The organism is Flavobacterium sp. GL_143 (genome assembly GCF_057834355.1).
The window spans coordinates 1,640,699-1,655,090 of sequence record NZ_CM174401.1 but is presented as its reverse complement, the minus strand read 5'-3'; the positions used below and the strand labels follow the sequence as shown (position 1 = coordinate 1,655,090).

General features: G+C 34.1%; 13 protein-coding genes. 4 read left to right on the top strand and 9 right to left on the bottom strand.

Annotation, left to right across the window (positions count from 1 at the left end; all coding sequences use genetic code 11):
* Window positions 1-282 precede the first annotated feature (282 nt).
* Window positions 283-1,650, bottom strand: coding sequence for an ammonium transporter (locus AC3IPI_RS07070; RefSeq protein ID WP_039116989.1), 1,368 nt, complete (start codon window positions 1,648-1,650; stop codon window positions 283-285).
* A 243-nt stretch (window positions 1,651-1,893) separates the two neighbouring features.
* Window positions 1,894-2,385, bottom strand: coding sequence for a nuclear transport factor 2 family protein (locus tag AC3IPI_RS07065; protein ID WP_489158065.1), 492 nt, complete (start codon window positions 2,383-2,385; stop codon window positions 1,894-1,896).
* Window positions 2,386-2,894: 509 nt separating this feature from the next.
* On the opposite strand from AC3IPI_RS07065, the gene AC3IPI_RS07060 reads away from it, so the two are divergent.
* A complete protein-coding gene (locus AC3IPI_RS07060) occupies window positions 2,895-3,536 on the top strand; it encodes a hypothetical protein (protein ID WP_489158063.1) in 642 nt (213 codons plus the stop codon).
* Window positions 3,537-3,627: 91 nt separating this feature from the next.
* Here AC3IPI_RS07060 and wrbA read toward each other — a convergent pair whose 3' ends face one another.
* Complete coding sequence (gene wrbA / locus AC3IPI_RS07055; RefSeq protein WP_489158061.1) at window positions 3,628-4,794, bottom strand: NAD(P)H:quinone oxidoreductase; 1,167 nt, start codon at window positions 4,792-4,794, stop codon at window positions 3,628-3,630.
* 495 nt (window positions 4,795-5,289) lie between these two features.
* Between wrbA and AC3IPI_RS07050 the strand changes: the two genes are divergently transcribed.
* A complete protein-coding gene (locus tag AC3IPI_RS07050; RefSeq protein WP_489158059.1) occupies window positions 5,290-5,946 on the top strand; it encodes an NAD(P)H-binding protein in 657 nt (218 codons plus the stop codon).
* 54 nt (window positions 5,947-6,000) lie between these two features.
* On the opposite strand, the gene AC3IPI_RS07045 is transcribed toward AC3IPI_RS07050, so the two are convergent.
* The gene (locus AC3IPI_RS07045) at window positions 6,001-6,315 is read right to left on the bottom strand and encodes an HPF/RaiA family ribosome-associated protein (protein ID WP_035622048.1); all 315 of its coding nucleotides are present in this window, start codon (window positions 6,313-6,315) and stop codon (window positions 6,001-6,003) included.
* Between the two features lie 413 nt (window positions 6,316-6,728).
* On the opposite strand from AC3IPI_RS07045, the gene AC3IPI_RS07040 reads away from it, so the two are divergent.
* Together AC3IPI_RS07040 and AC3IPI_RS07035 are read left to right on the top strand one after the other, a co-directional pair.
* Window positions 6,729-6,962, top strand: a complete 234-nt coding sequence (locus AC3IPI_RS07040) for a hypothetical protein (protein ID WP_489158057.1) — start codon at window positions 6,729-6,731, stop codon at window positions 6,960-6,962.
* 84 nt (window positions 6,963-7,046) lie between these two features.
* On the top strand, window positions 7,047-7,769 hold the full coding sequence (locus tag AC3IPI_RS07035) for a PmeII family type II restriction endonuclease (RefSeq protein WP_323490228.1): 723 nt from the start codon (window positions 7,047-7,049) through the stop codon (window positions 7,767-7,769).
* Here the strand turns inward: AC3IPI_RS07035 and dcm are convergent.
* The 5 genes from dcm to AC3IPI_RS07010 form a co-directional block, all read right to left on the bottom strand.
* Window positions 7,759-8,994 carry a DNA (cytosine-5-)-methyltransferase gene (gene dcm, locus AC3IPI_RS07030; RefSeq protein WP_416348475.1) on the bottom strand — a complete coding sequence of 412 codons (1,236 nt, stop codon included), beginning with the start codon at window positions 8,992-8,994 and terminating at the stop codon, window positions 7,759-7,761. The two genes, AC3IPI_RS07035 and dcm, sit on opposite strands and share 11 nt — an antisense overlap.
* A gap of 298 nt (window positions 8,995-9,292) precedes the next feature.
* Window positions 9,293-9,766 (bottom strand): hypothetical protein, encoded by a 474-nt coding sequence (locus AC3IPI_RS07025; RefSeq protein ID WP_489158054.1) that lies wholly within the window; start codon window positions 9,764-9,766, stop codon window positions 9,293-9,295.
* A gap of 117 nt (window positions 9,767-9,883) precedes the next feature.
* A complete protein-coding gene (locus AC3IPI_RS07020; protein ID WP_489158052.1) occupies window positions 9,884-10,030 on the bottom strand; it encodes a helix-turn-helix domain-containing protein in 147 nt (48 codons plus the stop codon).
* A 186-nt stretch (window positions 10,031-10,216) separates the two neighbouring features.
* Complete coding sequence (locus AC3IPI_RS07015) at window positions 10,217-12,688, bottom strand: AsmA family protein (RefSeq protein ID WP_489158050.1); 2,472 nt, start codon at window positions 12,686-12,688, stop codon at window positions 10,217-10,219.
* A 237-nt stretch (window positions 12,689-12,925) separates the two neighbouring features.
* On the bottom strand, window positions 12,926-13,924 hold the full coding sequence (locus tag AC3IPI_RS07010) for a Gfo/Idh/MocA family protein (RefSeq protein WP_489158048.1): 999 nt from the start codon (window positions 13,922-13,924) through the stop codon (window positions 12,926-12,928).
* Window positions 13,925-14,392: the final 468 nt, after the last annotated feature.

Here is a 14,392-nt window from a genome sequence, read left to right as displayed (position 1 = left end):
ATGAATGGCATCGGATTTCAAAAATGAAAAAATCCATCTCTAATAGCTTTTTTCTACCAAAATATTGAGTGTGGTTTTCTGTATAAAAGAGAACTAAACTTTGCGTTCTTTGCGTATCCCGAAGCCTCGGGATTGCGAACTTTGCGGTTAATTTTTCAGCCACAAATTACTCAAATTAACACAAATTTTAAAAGCTTCGTGCCCTTTGCGTATCCCGTCCCGATGCTTCGGGATTGGGATTTCGACCTTTGCGGTTAAATCCGTGTTTATTTATAGCCAATTTTAATTAGCACTTCTTATTTTAGGTTCTAGAGTTTCGTCATGTTGAGATAAATCCAATCCGATATGTTCAGACTCCTCTGACACTCGCATTGGGATAATTACATTGGTAAGTTTAAATAAAAGATAAGCTCCGAAAAAAGTAAATATCGAAACCAAAACCAAAGCCATCATATGGTGTGCAAAAACCATCCATCCGCCATGAAGCAAACTCGCTTTATCGCCATGTGCAAATATTGCAGTAAGAATCATTCCCATAATTCCGCCAACTCCATGGCAGGCAAAAACATCTAATGTATCATCGATTTTCTTTAGGAAATTAGCATTTACAACCATGTTCGAAACCAAAGCAGCACTAAATCCAAAGAACATACTTTCTGGTACAGACACAAATCCCGCAGCTGGCGTAATCGAAACCAATCCTACGACGGCACCGATACAAGCTCCTAAAGCAGAAACCTTACGTCCGTTGATTCTATCATAAAACACCCAAGTTAACATCGCTGCCGCAGATGCTGTTGTTGTCGTAGCAAAAGCCATTGCCGCAACACCATTGGCTGCTAAAGCCGAACCTGCGTTAAATCCGAACCACCCAAACCATAACATTCCTGTTCCTAATAATACAAACGGGATATTGGTTGGTATGTGTCGGCTATTTTTTCTTTTTCCTAAAACTAGTACTCCTGCCAGTGCTGCAAAACCTGCACTCATATGTACTACTGTTCCTCCTGCAAAATCCTTAACGCCAAAATAAGTTCCTAAAATTCCTGTAGGATACCAAACCGCGTGGCATAAAGGCGCGTAGATAAATATCGTGAACAAACATATAAAAAGCAGATAGGAAATAAATCGAACTCGTTCGGCAAATGAACCTGTAATTATCGCTGGCGCTATAACTGCAAACTTCATCTGGAATAATGCAAACAACATAAACGGAACTGTATTTGCTAATTGTTTGTGAGGCAAAACACCCACATAATCCATAAAGGCAAACGTAGTTGGATTACCTACGAAACTATAAAAATTCCCTCCCGAATGAATTCCTATTGGTTCCCCAAAAGCAAGACTAAAACCAAGTACAACCCATAAAAGTGTTACTACACCAAGGCAGATAAAACTTTGGAGCATGGTCGAAATCACATTCTTTTTCCCAACCATTCCACCATAAAAAAAGGAAAGACCTGGCGTCATAATCAGAACCAAGCAACAAGAAGTAAGCATCCAGGCAACATCCGCAGGAACAATTTGTTCTGTAGTTCCAAATTCCGAAAGAATATAATCTGTACTGTTAACAGCTGGCCAAAATGCACCAGTTATACACACAATACTTATAACAATAAAGGATATAATCCAGCGCTTTTCTATTTTCATTTTTAAAATACTTTACTTTAACCCTGTTTTTATAGGGGTCAAAGTTATAAAAAAATGAATCTTTTAATTTTCAAGGGTCAAAAAAATAGTACTTAACATTAAACTATCATCGATATTGCATTTTTCAGCACTCTTTTTTGAGAGTATACCATTTTGAGGTTCCAATTAAGTTATGAATTTGCCAATTATATTATAACGAAATTGAAACCTCAACTTTTAAAAGACTAAAAACAAAGTCTTTACTTACTTTTTCTTAAGTTTAGTAATTATAACATCCTCTAATGGTGCTTTTATTTTAACAACTTCATCTACATTGTGGTTTGGAACAGTCATAGACAAAACATAGTGCTTTACTTTCCATTCTTTTCCTACTTTTACCATAACTCCAGATCCACGACAAATTTTCATTTGTGTATCAAGTAATTCATCAAACCAAGCTGTTTTTCCAGTTGCATCAAAAAAGATATGACGTTCTAATGCAGTAAAGCTCCAAGCTTTCCCTTTATCAAAAAATGGCTTCGACCAAACTTTAAAATCGGCTTTGTTCCAGTTTTCTGTTGCGTCTGTTCCGATAAAAATAGCGTCATCGGCCATTAAGGCGAAATATGGCTCAAAACTAGCATCGGCTGCAGCTTTATGCCAAGCGTCAAGTGTTTTATTAATTTTATCTTTATCAGATGTTTGTGCTTGCGCAAAAGAGGCAATGAATAATAGCAGTAAGATTGATTTTTTCATGGTATATGGTTATTTGTTTTTTAAAGCAGAAATATAGAGAATTTACCGCAAAGTTCACAAAGAGCTACGCTAAGTCCGCAAAGTTTTAAAATCTGTCTAATCCTTTTAATCTGTGGCTGAAAATTAACCGCAAAGAGTGCAAAGATTTACGCAAAGAACGCAAAGTTTTGAAATCTGTCTAATCCTTTTATCCCGATCCCGAAACGTCGGGACTGGAGTGGCGATAATTTAACCGCAAAGTTTCTCCAACTCTATGCCGAAGGAACGCGGATTAAACAGATTCGCTAAAGCGAAAACACAGATTAAACGGATTTTCTCCCCTTTCCGACGGTTTGAGGTTTGAATTATTTTTTAAAATCCGTTTTCAATCCGCGTCTTTACTTTTGTAAATCCGTATCATCCGCGTCCCATTGCGGTAAAAAGGCAAGCTAAAAACCCCTTTTAACAAATATGGACTACAAAAATCAATCAAAAACGAGTATATTTGAGAACTTTAAAATTATGCAACCATGAATCCGAAAATCCTTATAAGTTCGTTAGTTATTTCCTCAATCCTTTTTATTTCTTGCAAAAAAGAATTAGAGCCTCAGGAAAGTACACCAGCCTCAGAATTGGTAAAATTAGGATTAGCACAAGATACTACCAAAGCAAATTCGACAGTTCAAGCACCAGCTGCAAACCCAAATACAGTAATGGGCGCTACAGGAGGAGTTAATCCTGCGCACGGGCAACCTGGTCACCGTTGCGATGTTGCAGTAGGAGCACCTTTAAATTCGCCTTCTTCTCAGCCTGTACAACAAGTTACAACACAAACACAAGCCGCACCTACAACTGCCATAGTTACAAATACTACACCACAGCCAACAACTACTAAAACTCCTAAAGGAATGAATCCTCCTCACGGACAAGCAGGACATCGTTGTGATATTGCTGTTGGAGCACCATTAAATTCTGCAGCTGCAAAAACAACTACAACACAAACTACTACTGCACAACCTGCATCGGGCACCGTTAGTCAGCAAGTAACTGTACCTCCTCCTCCAGCAGGTTCAACTAATTATGCTGTAACTGCTCCTGGAATGAATCCACCACACGGACAAGAAGGGCACCGTTGCGATATTGCTGTTGGTGCAGCATTACCAAAATCATAAAACCAACGAATTCGTTCGATTAACATAAAATAAAAACCCGAATACATTCAGAATGTATTCGGGTTTTTGTTTTTTTAGTATAGGAGATACTTTATTCTATTTCAAAAATAGCCTGAATTTCCACAACCGAATTTATTGGTAACGAAGCCGCTCCAATTGTTGCTCTTGCATGTTTTCCTTTTTCTCCAAAAACCAATGCCGTTAAATTTGAAGCTGAGTTCATAATCCCTGCGTGTTGTGTATAATCTGGAGTTGTATTAAAATATCCTGTTAACTGAACGCATTGCTTTACTTTATTCAAATCACCACCACAAGCTTCTTTTAAAACTGCAATAACATTAAGCATCGTCTGATAAGTTGCTTCTTTAGCTTGCTCCTCTGTAACCGTTGCGCCAACTTTACCTGGATTTAATATTTTACCATCTTTTAAAGCTACCTGATTAATGTATACTTTATTGTTCGAAATTGTATAAGGCACATAGTTCCCAACTGGTTTAGGAGCTTCTGGAAGCACAATATTATTATCTTTTAATGTTTTATTGACATCGATATTCCCTTTGCTTTCTACCGAAGTTGTTTTTACTTCTTTTGCACTTTCTGTATTTTTTAATCCCGAAGCCACTCTTGCCAAAGCTTTTCCTTGTTCTTTTGCCAAATTCAATTCGCTGGCAGATGGTCGTGTACCAACAGAACCTGCTAAAGAAGTTGCTCCAAAAGGAGTATTCCCTTGAGGAACTGATTTATCCAACGTAGCTGTACCCATAATTCCCGTAGGTACAATTACCATTCCGTGGGAAGCTAGTATATTCCAAAAAGATAATATTGCTGCTTCTTTTCCTGCACCTGATCCTGCTGACATAAAAACTGTTGCCGGTTTTCCATCTAAAGCTCTTGAAGTCCAAAGCGGAATACTCTTGCTGAAAAAGTAATTCATATCGGCACTTATATTAGCAAAATGAACTGGACTCCCGAATGCGATTCCGTCATAATTTGCTAATTCCTCAATAGTTGCTATTGGTAATTTCTCAACCTCAGCATTTAATTTTTCTTTCGGATTAATAGAAGTAACACGTTTTATTGTCGCTTTTGTATTTGGATATTCCTGGATTCCTTCAGCCATAGCTTTCGCCATTTTATATGTTCCTCCATTTTGAGAATAAATAAGAACCAGAACATTTTTTTCTGATGATTTTACTTGCGCATTTACACCAAAACCTATAAGAACTGCGGTTAAGAATGCGAGTAGTTGATTTTTCATGAATTTATTTTAAATGATTTATTATTTGATAACCCAAATCAAGTTTCTTTTCTTTTCATAAAGAACAAGTTTTTTGGGACTGCAAAATTACTTTTTACAACAGCGAAAAGCGTTATTATTATCTTAATTTTATTTTTTGGAGTTTCACAGAGATTCACAAAGAATCTGCAGAGTTACACAAAGATTCATGCAGAAAAAAAATCAAACACACACCAACAGAACCTCCATCGAGCTGACATATCGAATCGTGGTAAAAATCATATGTCGCTTCGCTGGAGCTTTAGATTAGAAAAAAAATCGGCTCAATCTGCAAAATCTGCGTGAAACAAAAATACAAACCCTTATAAACATATAGTTATGTTGCTGGAGCTTTAGATAAAAGCTAGAGAGTTATTTTTTTGCCACAGATTAAGGGATTAAAAAAGATTAATCATTCTAATCTGTGAAATCTGTGGCAAAAATTTCTAACTTACACAAAACAAATCACTCAATGTTATGAAAAAAGCAATTGTTTATGGAGCAAGTGGCTTAGTTGGTTCTTATATTCTCGAAAATTTATTGAGTAATACTAATTACGAACAGATAATAATCGTTGTTAGGAAAGAGTTAGACATTAAACATCCAAAACTAAAAACTCTTATTGGTGATTTTCAATCTTTACCCAATGTAGTTAAAGATATCGCCATAGACGAAGTTTATATCGCTCTTGGAACTACACAAAAGAAAACACCCGATAAAAAAATCTATTACCAAATAGACCATGATTATCCTGTATTGGCAGCAAAACTAGCTAAAGAAAATGGAGCAAAATCTGTCTTTTTAGTTTCTGCTGTTGGAGCAAGCTCAAGTTCATCGGTTTTTTACGTTAAAACAAAAGGAGAAACGGAACAAGATATTATTAACTTGAATTTTGACCATACTTATATCGTTCGCCCTTCGATGATTTTAGGAAACAGAAAAGAAAGCCGACCTCTGGAAAAAATATTCATAGGAATATTTAAATTAATCAATCCGTTATTCATAGGAAACCTAAGTAAATACAAAGGCATTGAAGCAAGTGATATAGCCAAGGCAATGGTTAACGCTGCTAATAACAGCAGCGACAAAATCAAAATATTGCATTGGAAAGAAATGACAACTTTACTAAAATAAAAAAAGGCATTATCTATTTTGAGATAATGCCTTTTACATTTATTAGTATTTAGATTAATACTCTTTCATTTTTTCGAAAGTAGTAGTAAGTGATTTTTTAATTTTACCTAAAGCACCTTGGAAAGCTTTTTCAAGCGTATCGGCGTGGTCTGTAACTGTAATAGGTTGTAGTTTTACTGGACGAACTTCAATCACACATTTCTTATCGTTTACGCTGAATTTCTCTCCGTTTTCATCTCCAAAATGCACTTCGATACGAGTAATTTTGTTATCAAAACGTGCTAAAGACTTTTCTAATTCTCCAGAGAAATAAGCTTCTAATCTTTCGTGTCCATCAATGTTTTTGTCGGTGTTGATTTGAATTTTCATCTTACTATATGTTTAATGTTTGTTTCTCAAAGCTATCGAAAATTGAATAAAAAAACGAATAAGTTAATAAAACATTATGAAAATAAATGGAGTTTTATTTCATGCTTTTCTGTCATTTGATGCAAAGAGAAATCTTCACAATATTGTAAGACTGAACGCAGTGGAAGTCCCACAATAATAAGCAAATTATACATCTAGAAATAATTACCTCTAGCTTTTTAGATTGATAAAGAAACTGTACTAATCGCAAGTGTTTTTTGGTATCTTTGCAGTCCTAAACTTTAAGATTATGTACACAAAAAAACTTCTTGCCCGTGTGGTATGCTGGTGGTATTGGAAACAACCGCAACGCGTTCTTGAAGGCGTAGGACAGCTAACCCATACGGGTTTTATATTTCCTAAACTTCAAGATTATGAGTACAAACACCCTTACAAAAGAAACCCAATTGCGGTTAACCGATTTCTTCAACAAATCTATCGACCCGATAAGTATGGCAAAAACAATTAGACAAGTAAACTATATACTTGCTTTAAGCCTAATGCGAGAATCCGAAACACTGAAATTTGACAAAATAAGCCTTGAAAATGGTTTTTATTGGTTGAATGAATTAGCTGAAACTTTAAATCCTTATTTGGATGCTGAATAATTTAGAATTGAAAAAGCCACTTTGTAGTGGCTTTTCCTATTTTAGATATTAAAATTATTACTTTAGCAATCTAAAGCAGCAAAAATGGAGCAAATAACAGAAGAAGAATTATTACTTAAAGTAGTTAAATATTTCGAAATTAATATTTTTGAAAATCATATTAACGCTTCTTTAAAGAAACATTCAAAAATTAAAAACTACAATATAAATCCAATAGTTGTTAAATATTTATCTAAAGTTTTAGAAGGCAACTATACTCCTGAAGGCGTTGCAAAAGCATTGTTTTACCCTAGAGTTTTAGGAACCTCAATAAATACTTCATTTGGAACCAATATTCAAAAGATGTTTATAAAACTTAATTTAGCTGAAGGTTCAGCAATTAAAGGAATTGATATTGAATTTCTTGATAAAGTTGATGGTAGAAAAAAATGGTGTCAATTAAAATCGGGACCAAATACTATAAATTCAGAGGATGTAAATCCTTTAATTAAAAAATTCACCAACACTATTAGATTAGCTAGAACTAATGATGCATTACTTGGAAGTAATAATAATGATTTCATTGTAGGGGTTCTATATGGAGAACAAGCTCAATTAAGTATGCACTATAGAAAAATTGACGAAATTCATCCAGTAATAATTGGTCGCGATTTTTGGCATAGAGTTACAGGATTTCCAAATTTTTATGATGGATTGGTAGCTGATTTACATCAAATAATAAACAATTTAGATACTAAAGAATACATAACAAAAGGATGCGAAGAATTAGCCTACGAAATTAGAACTTCCAATTTATTTAGCTTCTAATATTTGAGTAATATTGATTTAAAAAATTTATTATAGAGTACCCAACTTCCTTTCCTAAATTAACAGGAACTGCATTTCCAATCTGTTTATATTGCTGCGCAATCGAGCCTGAAAATTGCCAATCATCTGGAAAGGTTTGAATCCTTGCATACTCACGAACTGTAAATGGTCTAGTCTCTTCTGGATGACATCTTTCTGTTTGCTTTTGTGCTGGACTACATGTTAATGTAAGGCAAGGTTCATCCCAGCCAATTCTTCTTGCGATTCCGGTTTTTCCTCCACCAAGATAAAAACTCCCCCCCATAAATTCTTTTTGAATATCGATAGGTAAATCTCTCCAATACCCCTTTTGTGGAACTAATTTTAAAACATCAACTTTACTTTGTGGATATTTTGAACCTCCTGAATACGGAACATCACAATCAAACAAATCACTTTTTTTTAAAGCATCTTTTAGATTATAAATTTTCTTATATGGTTTTGGATATTCATATTTCAAATCAATATCTTTTCTAATTCCAACTAAAATTAGTCTTTCTCTTTTCTGAGGAACGTTATAATTAATTGCTTTTAAGACTTGAACAGGTACAACATTATAACCAATTTCATCTAATATTGAGATCATGCCTTGAAGAGTCTTACCATTCTCATGACTTAACAAACCACGTACATTCTCTCCAATACAAATTGGTGGATTTACTTCTTTTACAGCTCTAGCAAATTCATAAAACAATGTCCCTCTAGCATCAGCTAAACCTAATTTTTTTCCTGCGTAGCTAAATGCTTGGCATGGGAATCCGCCAGTTACAATATCTACTTTATTGTGATATTCTGAAAAATTAAAATTCTTAATATCTCCTTCCAAAACATTCCAATCAGGCCTGTTAGTTCTTAATGTTTCACATGCCCATTTGTCAATTTCATTTAGAGCAACACATTTCAATCCAGCCTTTTCCATTCCAACAGCCAATCCACCAGCTCCAGCAAAAAGTTCTAGAACAGTATAAGTATTTTCGGGCTCTACATGATTTGAAACTGTTTCTTGTATAGTGCCATCTATAAAACTTGAAAACAAGGTAGTGATGTCAGATTTTTTATACATCCTATAATTACTCATAGGTTCTCGCACAGCACTTAATTTACCTTCATTATCCCAGCGCCTTAAAGTTTCTTTGCTTTTCCCTATTAATTCTGAAGCTTCAGACAATGAAAGATATTCATTCATAACCAAGTTGTTTAACATTACACATATGGTTACAAATTTAAAAGAAAAAATGGCATAATCAAATACATTTTCAAAATATAAACTTTATTTTTTTTCCATTTTCTAAGTATCAGTTTTAAACAACTATAAACCATTTGAATAGATAAAAACTAATTTCATACATTTTGAGATTTTTTTTCTCTTGTAAACAAAAACTCCATATCCTAAGATTTAAATTTGAAGTTTTTTAAATATTTCATTCGTTTTTTTAATTAAGAATCTAATAAATTAAGAAAAAATCGATTGGTATACCTACCCTTTAAAAATTAAGATTTTCAGGATAAGCAATATTAAAATAATTTTCAAAAGCCTTACAAAGTAATTCTTTATCTATTTCAAATAACTCATTTCTAATATCCCAATCTTTAATATACTCTTCGTCACTTTCAGAAATTTCTTCTCCATCAAGTTTTCTAGTTAAAATATCACTTAATAAAACGCTGTTGCATTGATGGTATTTTGGGTAATACCTATAAATAAATGCCCAATAATCAAACTTATCTTCATCCTCCTTTTCTTCTTTAAAGTCTTTCTCTTCGAATTCTTTAATAATTTTAAAATCTAACCAGCCCATTGCTTCTCCGATTCCTTTGTAAAAAGCATTTCTTTCTGTTCGAGTTTCGAAAGTGTACTTTTTTAAGTTGATTATTTTTTCAAAATCATCTAAAGGCTTATCATTGTTAAATTTACTTACTTGATCTTTTCCGAAAATTATTTCTGCTAAATATTTCATTTTTTGATAATGGGTTTTAATTACTATTCTAAAATTATTTTCAACTATGATAAATTCAAATGTAGCTTTGTAATACTAATTGACTTGTGTACAATTAACCTCGTTAAATAATAGTTTTCAGCATAATATTAATCTTTTACCTGTTTCTACTTTTGTCATATAAGTTCTATCCACTTCAGCCAGGTTAGCTAATGCCTCTTGTGAGATTTTTTTTTCTTTTCTTAATTCTCGTATCCGGTCGCCAATTTTAATATTGATATCCATTAATTTGTATTATTGAAGTGAAACAAAACTATCTAAATGTTGCTTTTTGTACAACGGTATAAGAGTCACTTTTTATCAATAACTGGCATTAATAATTCTGATTTTTTGGACAAAAAAAACGCCAATCTCTCGATTGGCGTTTAAGTCATTTTACAAGAATGACAATATTATACTGGTACTAAAACCCTACTTATTCTTATCCTCCTTCTTCCCCCATTTAATTTTGATTTTTCCGCCATCATCGACGGCTAATAAATGTAAAACGATTCCGCGGTTACGAACGGCATCTCGCTCGGCTTTGGAAGCTAATTTCACATCGTTTTTAGAGTTTCGGAGTGGAATTGTCAGGGCTAAATTGGTTTCATGACCTAGGGAATAGATTCCGGCAACGTCAAAATTAAGAACGCTTGAACTTACTCTTAAACTATTCACATCTATATTCTGCCCTCTCAAGATAACATCGCCAGATAAATTACTAAACGTAATATTCTTTACATCACGAAACGGAAAGGCAAATTTCCCGATTTTTACAATTGGTTCAAAGTTTATCAGAGCGCCATTATTGACTTTAAAATTGACATTGCCTGTCACAGAATTTTTAATTAAGTCTCCTTTGGAATCCATTATTCCGGCAACGCTTGCTTTGGATGTTAGCTTTCCTTTTATATCTTTTGCATCAAATGATTTAATATCAAAATTATTGAATGAGGTTAAAAACTTTGTAATATCTACATTGGTAACCTCTGCATCTGATTTAAAATTATACTTATTCCCATTTGGGTTTAATACTGCCGAAAAAGCAATTGTTCCTCCTGCGGTTTGCAAGAATCCGTTTTGTACCGTTACATTAGAATTTGCTAACCTAATAGTTGCTTTTGCATTTGTCGCCGCTAGTTTGGCATAAACAAGCTTATCCATATTAAGCTGCAAAACTACTTGACATTTATTTATTACGGTATGAAGCTGATCTGAAAAGCTCTGATGATTTGCTGGTTTTTTACTGACTTGCTTATTTTTTTGGGTTGCAGCAATAACTCCCAGAAATTGTTTTATATCGATACTTGGACTATAAATTTTCCAATCTACAAGCATTTTTTCTGGTGCATCATAGTACAGATTCAGGAAATTATCGACTCTTCCTTCTACAAAAACAGTATTGCGACGATCCTTGAATGCAAATTTTTTAATTACCAATGCCTGTTCGGTAAAATCCAGCTGAATGTCTGTTTTTTCGAAAGTAAGCCCTTTGGGAATATACTTTAAACTGGTGTTTGCAACCCGAACGCTTCCTATGAATTTTGGTTTTCGGAAGTATAAATCGACTATATCACACTCGAACTTAAAATTGACTTTGGCTTGACCGTTGGAAAAGCGCATTAAGTCGGCATTGATTATATTATTGAGTTTTGTAACATCAAAATCGGCATTTAGGATTCCTGTTGCAACTGGTTTATCAAAATTATGAATCATTGCATCTGGAATTACAAAAGGAATTGTGTTATATGCTCCTTTAAATCCATGTATTATTACCGCTGAATTGGAATCATAACAACCTAACTCTTCCTTGAGTATATTTGTGAATTTCCCATTGAAAGTACAATCTGAAATTAATCCGTCGGGAATACGTAGTTCATTGTCTTTAACTTCGGCTACTACATTTATTTTTGGATCGCCTTCGGAATTTAAATCTCCATCGATTGTACAGGTTACACCGATTGGGTCTTTTAAATCATACCATTTTAGTTTGGAACTAATATTATTGGCAAGCAAATAAGTGGCATTTTTCCAGAGGATTCTGGTTTTGATTTCTATCCCGAAATTAGAACTGGTTTTACCTACATCAAAATAGGATTTAACATCAAATTTATCTCCACCTATTTCGAGTCCGTCGACATTGGCTGTGATTTTATTTTTATCTGCTTTATAAGCAACAGCAATAATTCCTCTGATTCGTTTGTCTTTGGCAAAACTTCCTTTTTCGGTATTAAATGCCATACTTTTTACATTGGTATCGACAAAAAGATTGGTCTTAAAATCGCTTCCATCGTAATCGATTTTGGCTTTTAAGGCTGCAACTTCAAAATCAAAGAGTTTATTTCGGGGTTTGTTTTCGGAAATAAAATGCACGTTGGTCATACTTATTTCGTCTACCAATGTAGTTTTCCCGCTTTCTTTTGTGTCTTTCTTAGGCTTTTTTCTGAAGATGTCTGAATTTGTAATTCCGTTTGGACCTTTGTACAGATCGAGTGTGGCATCGTTGATTTCGATTTTATGAAAGTCGATTTTATCGGATATTAAACTCAGAATATTCAATCGTACTTCTATTTCTTTTGCGGTAAGAAATGTTCGTTTATGCATTGCCCACAAACTATCTTTTAGCTCGACATCTTTTAATGCCAATGTAAGATTAGGAAATCCTGTTAAGAATTTATACTGAATATCACCAATGTGTATCGTTCCGCTAATATTGTCGTTTATCTTATCATTTATCCTGACAACAATTTTATCTTTATTGTGATTAAAATAATAGGCTAATCCTCCCGATGCAAGTAGTAATAATGCGATAAGACCAAGGAAGAAAAACCCAATGCGCTTGGCATATTTTTTAAAATGACTTGTTTGTACAAAGTATTTTATTTTATCAATAATTTGTTTCATGCTAAGTAATTTTAAGATGGGAGTATTAAAGGTAGTCTAAAACTGTATAAATAGCAGTATTTTTCTACACAAAAATGCCTTTACAGAAAACAAGTCCTATAAAGGCATTTTATTATTATGAATTTCTATGGCTCTAGCCCTGATGCCCCGAAGTCTCGGGAGGCATCCTTTTTATAAGGTTTTTTCACCTTATAAAAAGATATAGCGAACAGCAGGAAATTGCTCCTAAAAACTATTTTACTTAACTAGATGTGCTTGTCTGAATTCTTTTAGAACTTCATCGATAACCCAAGTGGTTCTAGCTGCCGAAACACCGTGAGACGGACAACCCGGAGTACCAAGTAATTCCTGCACGATGGTTTCGATAAGCGGTTGCTGGATGTGCAACGGATTATCTATTGGGAAACTTTCTATTTTTCCGTCTTTATCCTCAAGTTGTACGGGATCGTTGCCAAAGGTCGAAAAGGAAATTTTGCCTTTATCGCCTACTATCTCGACAATATCATGGCGCTTGTGACTTGCAAAGTTCCACAATCCTGTGCCGTGAATTCCGTTTTCGAACAAGAATGACATCGAAACGCTATCTTCGGCTGGATATGCCATAAGTTGGGAAGTGGCGTGACCTCGAACGGACTTAATTGGCCCGAAAACAAAATCTAGAAAATCTAACGTATGACATGCTAAATCGACAAATATTCCGCCACCTGAAAGATGCGGTAAAACTGTCCATGGTAAATTAATTTCGTCGTCGTATCTTTTTTCAAACGAATGGTATAAAACACAGTTTACGTGTCTTGGCGTTCCGATGATTCCGCTATCGATTAGTTCTTTTATTTTTAGGAAACGTGGTAAACATCTTCTGTAATAAGCCACAAATAATGGCACATTGTGTTCTTTGCAAGCGCTTATCATTTCGTTGCATTCTTCGAAATTTAGCGCCATTGGTTTTTCGACATAAACAGGTTTTCCTGCTTTGGCACATAACAGCGTATATTCTTTATGAGATGATGGCGGCGTTGCAATATACACGGCATCGACATCGGGATCATTTATTAAATCGGCAGCATTCGAATACCATTTAGGTACATTATGGCGTTTGGCATAATCTTCTGCCAAAGCAGCATCTCTACGCATTACAGCAACTAATGCTGAGTTTTTTGCTTTCTGAAATGCAGGTCCGCTTTTAACTTCGGTTACATTACCGCAGCCTATAATTCCCCATCTAACAATTTCCATGTTTTTTGTTTTTTAGTTGTTCCAAATTTAAGAGAAAAGAATTGCTTAAAAAAGTTAGCTACGAATTCGTAAATTATTTTTTCACGCAGATTTAAAAGGATTTGAGCAGATGCACACAGATTTTTCTCTAATTAAATCGGCTTAGATCAGCCTAAATCTGCTGAATCTGTGTGAAACAATAAAAATAAGCCATGAATTCACGAATTATTTTTTCATGCAGATCTAAAAGGATTTGAGCAAATGCACACAGATTTTTCTCTAATTAAATCGGCTTAGATTTGCCTAAATCTGCTGAATCTGCGTGAAATAAAAAAATAAGCCACGAATTTGCGAATTAGCACGGATTTAAATCTTTGCGTAAATCCTTGCGAACTTTGCGGTAAAAAACCTTTATAGTTAAATTTAATCCCATAAAAAAACAGGCTTCTCTAAGTTAGAAAAGCCTGCTTTTAAATATTTTAATTCTTA

What these genes read in the sequence shown, in the direction of transcription:
- AC3IPI_RS07070 (WP_039116989.1), bottom strand. Translation starts at nt 1,650, where the DNA reads ATGAAAATAGAAAAGCGCTGGATTATATCCTTTATTGTTATAAGTATT.
- AC3IPI_RS07065 (WP_489158065.1), bottom strand. Translation starts at nt 2,385, where the DNA reads ATGAAAAAATCAATCTTACTGCTATTATTCATTGCCTCTTTTGCGCAA.
- AC3IPI_RS07060 (WP_489158063.1), top strand. Translation starts at nt 2,895, where the DNA reads ATGAATCCGAAAATCCTTATAAGTTCGTTAGTTATTTCCTCAATCCTT.
- wrbA (WP_489158061.1), bottom strand. Translation starts at nt 4,794, where the DNA reads ATGAAAAATCAACTACTCGCATTCTTAACCGCAGTTCTTATAGGTTTT.
- AC3IPI_RS07050 (WP_489158059.1), top strand. Translation starts at nt 5,290, where the DNA reads ATGAAAAAAGCAATTGTTTATGGAGCAAGTGGCTTAGTTGGTTCTTAT.
- AC3IPI_RS07045 (WP_035622048.1), bottom strand. Translation starts at nt 6,315, where the DNA reads ATGAAAATTCAAATCAACACCGACAAAAACATTGATGGACACGAAAGA.
- AC3IPI_RS07040 (WP_489158057.1), top strand. Translation starts at nt 6,729, where the DNA reads ATGAGTACAAACACCCTTACAAAAGAAACCCAATTGCGGTTAACCGAT.
- AC3IPI_RS07035 (WP_323490228.1), top strand. Translation starts at nt 7,047, where the DNA reads ATGGAGCAAATAACAGAAGAAGAATTATTACTTAAAGTAGTTAAATAT.
- dcm (WP_416348475.1), bottom strand. Translation starts at nt 8,994, where the DNA reads ATGAATGAATATCTTTCATTGTCTGAAGCTTCAGAATTAATAGGGAAA.
- AC3IPI_RS07025 (WP_489158054.1), bottom strand. Translation starts at nt 9,766, where the DNA reads ATGAAATATTTAGCAGAAATAATTTTCGGAAAAGATCAAGTAAGTAAA.
- AC3IPI_RS07020 (WP_489158052.1), bottom strand. Translation starts at nt 10,030, where the DNA reads ATGGATATCAATATTAAAATTGGCGACCGGATACGAGAATTAAGAAAA.
- AC3IPI_RS07015 (WP_489158050.1), bottom strand. Translation starts at nt 12,688, where the DNA reads ATGAAACAAATTATTGATAAAATAAAATACTTTGTACAAACAAGTCAT.
- AC3IPI_RS07010 (WP_489158048.1), bottom strand. Translation starts at nt 13,924, where the DNA reads ATGGAAATTGTTAGATGGGGAATTATAGGCTGCGGTAATGTAACCGAA.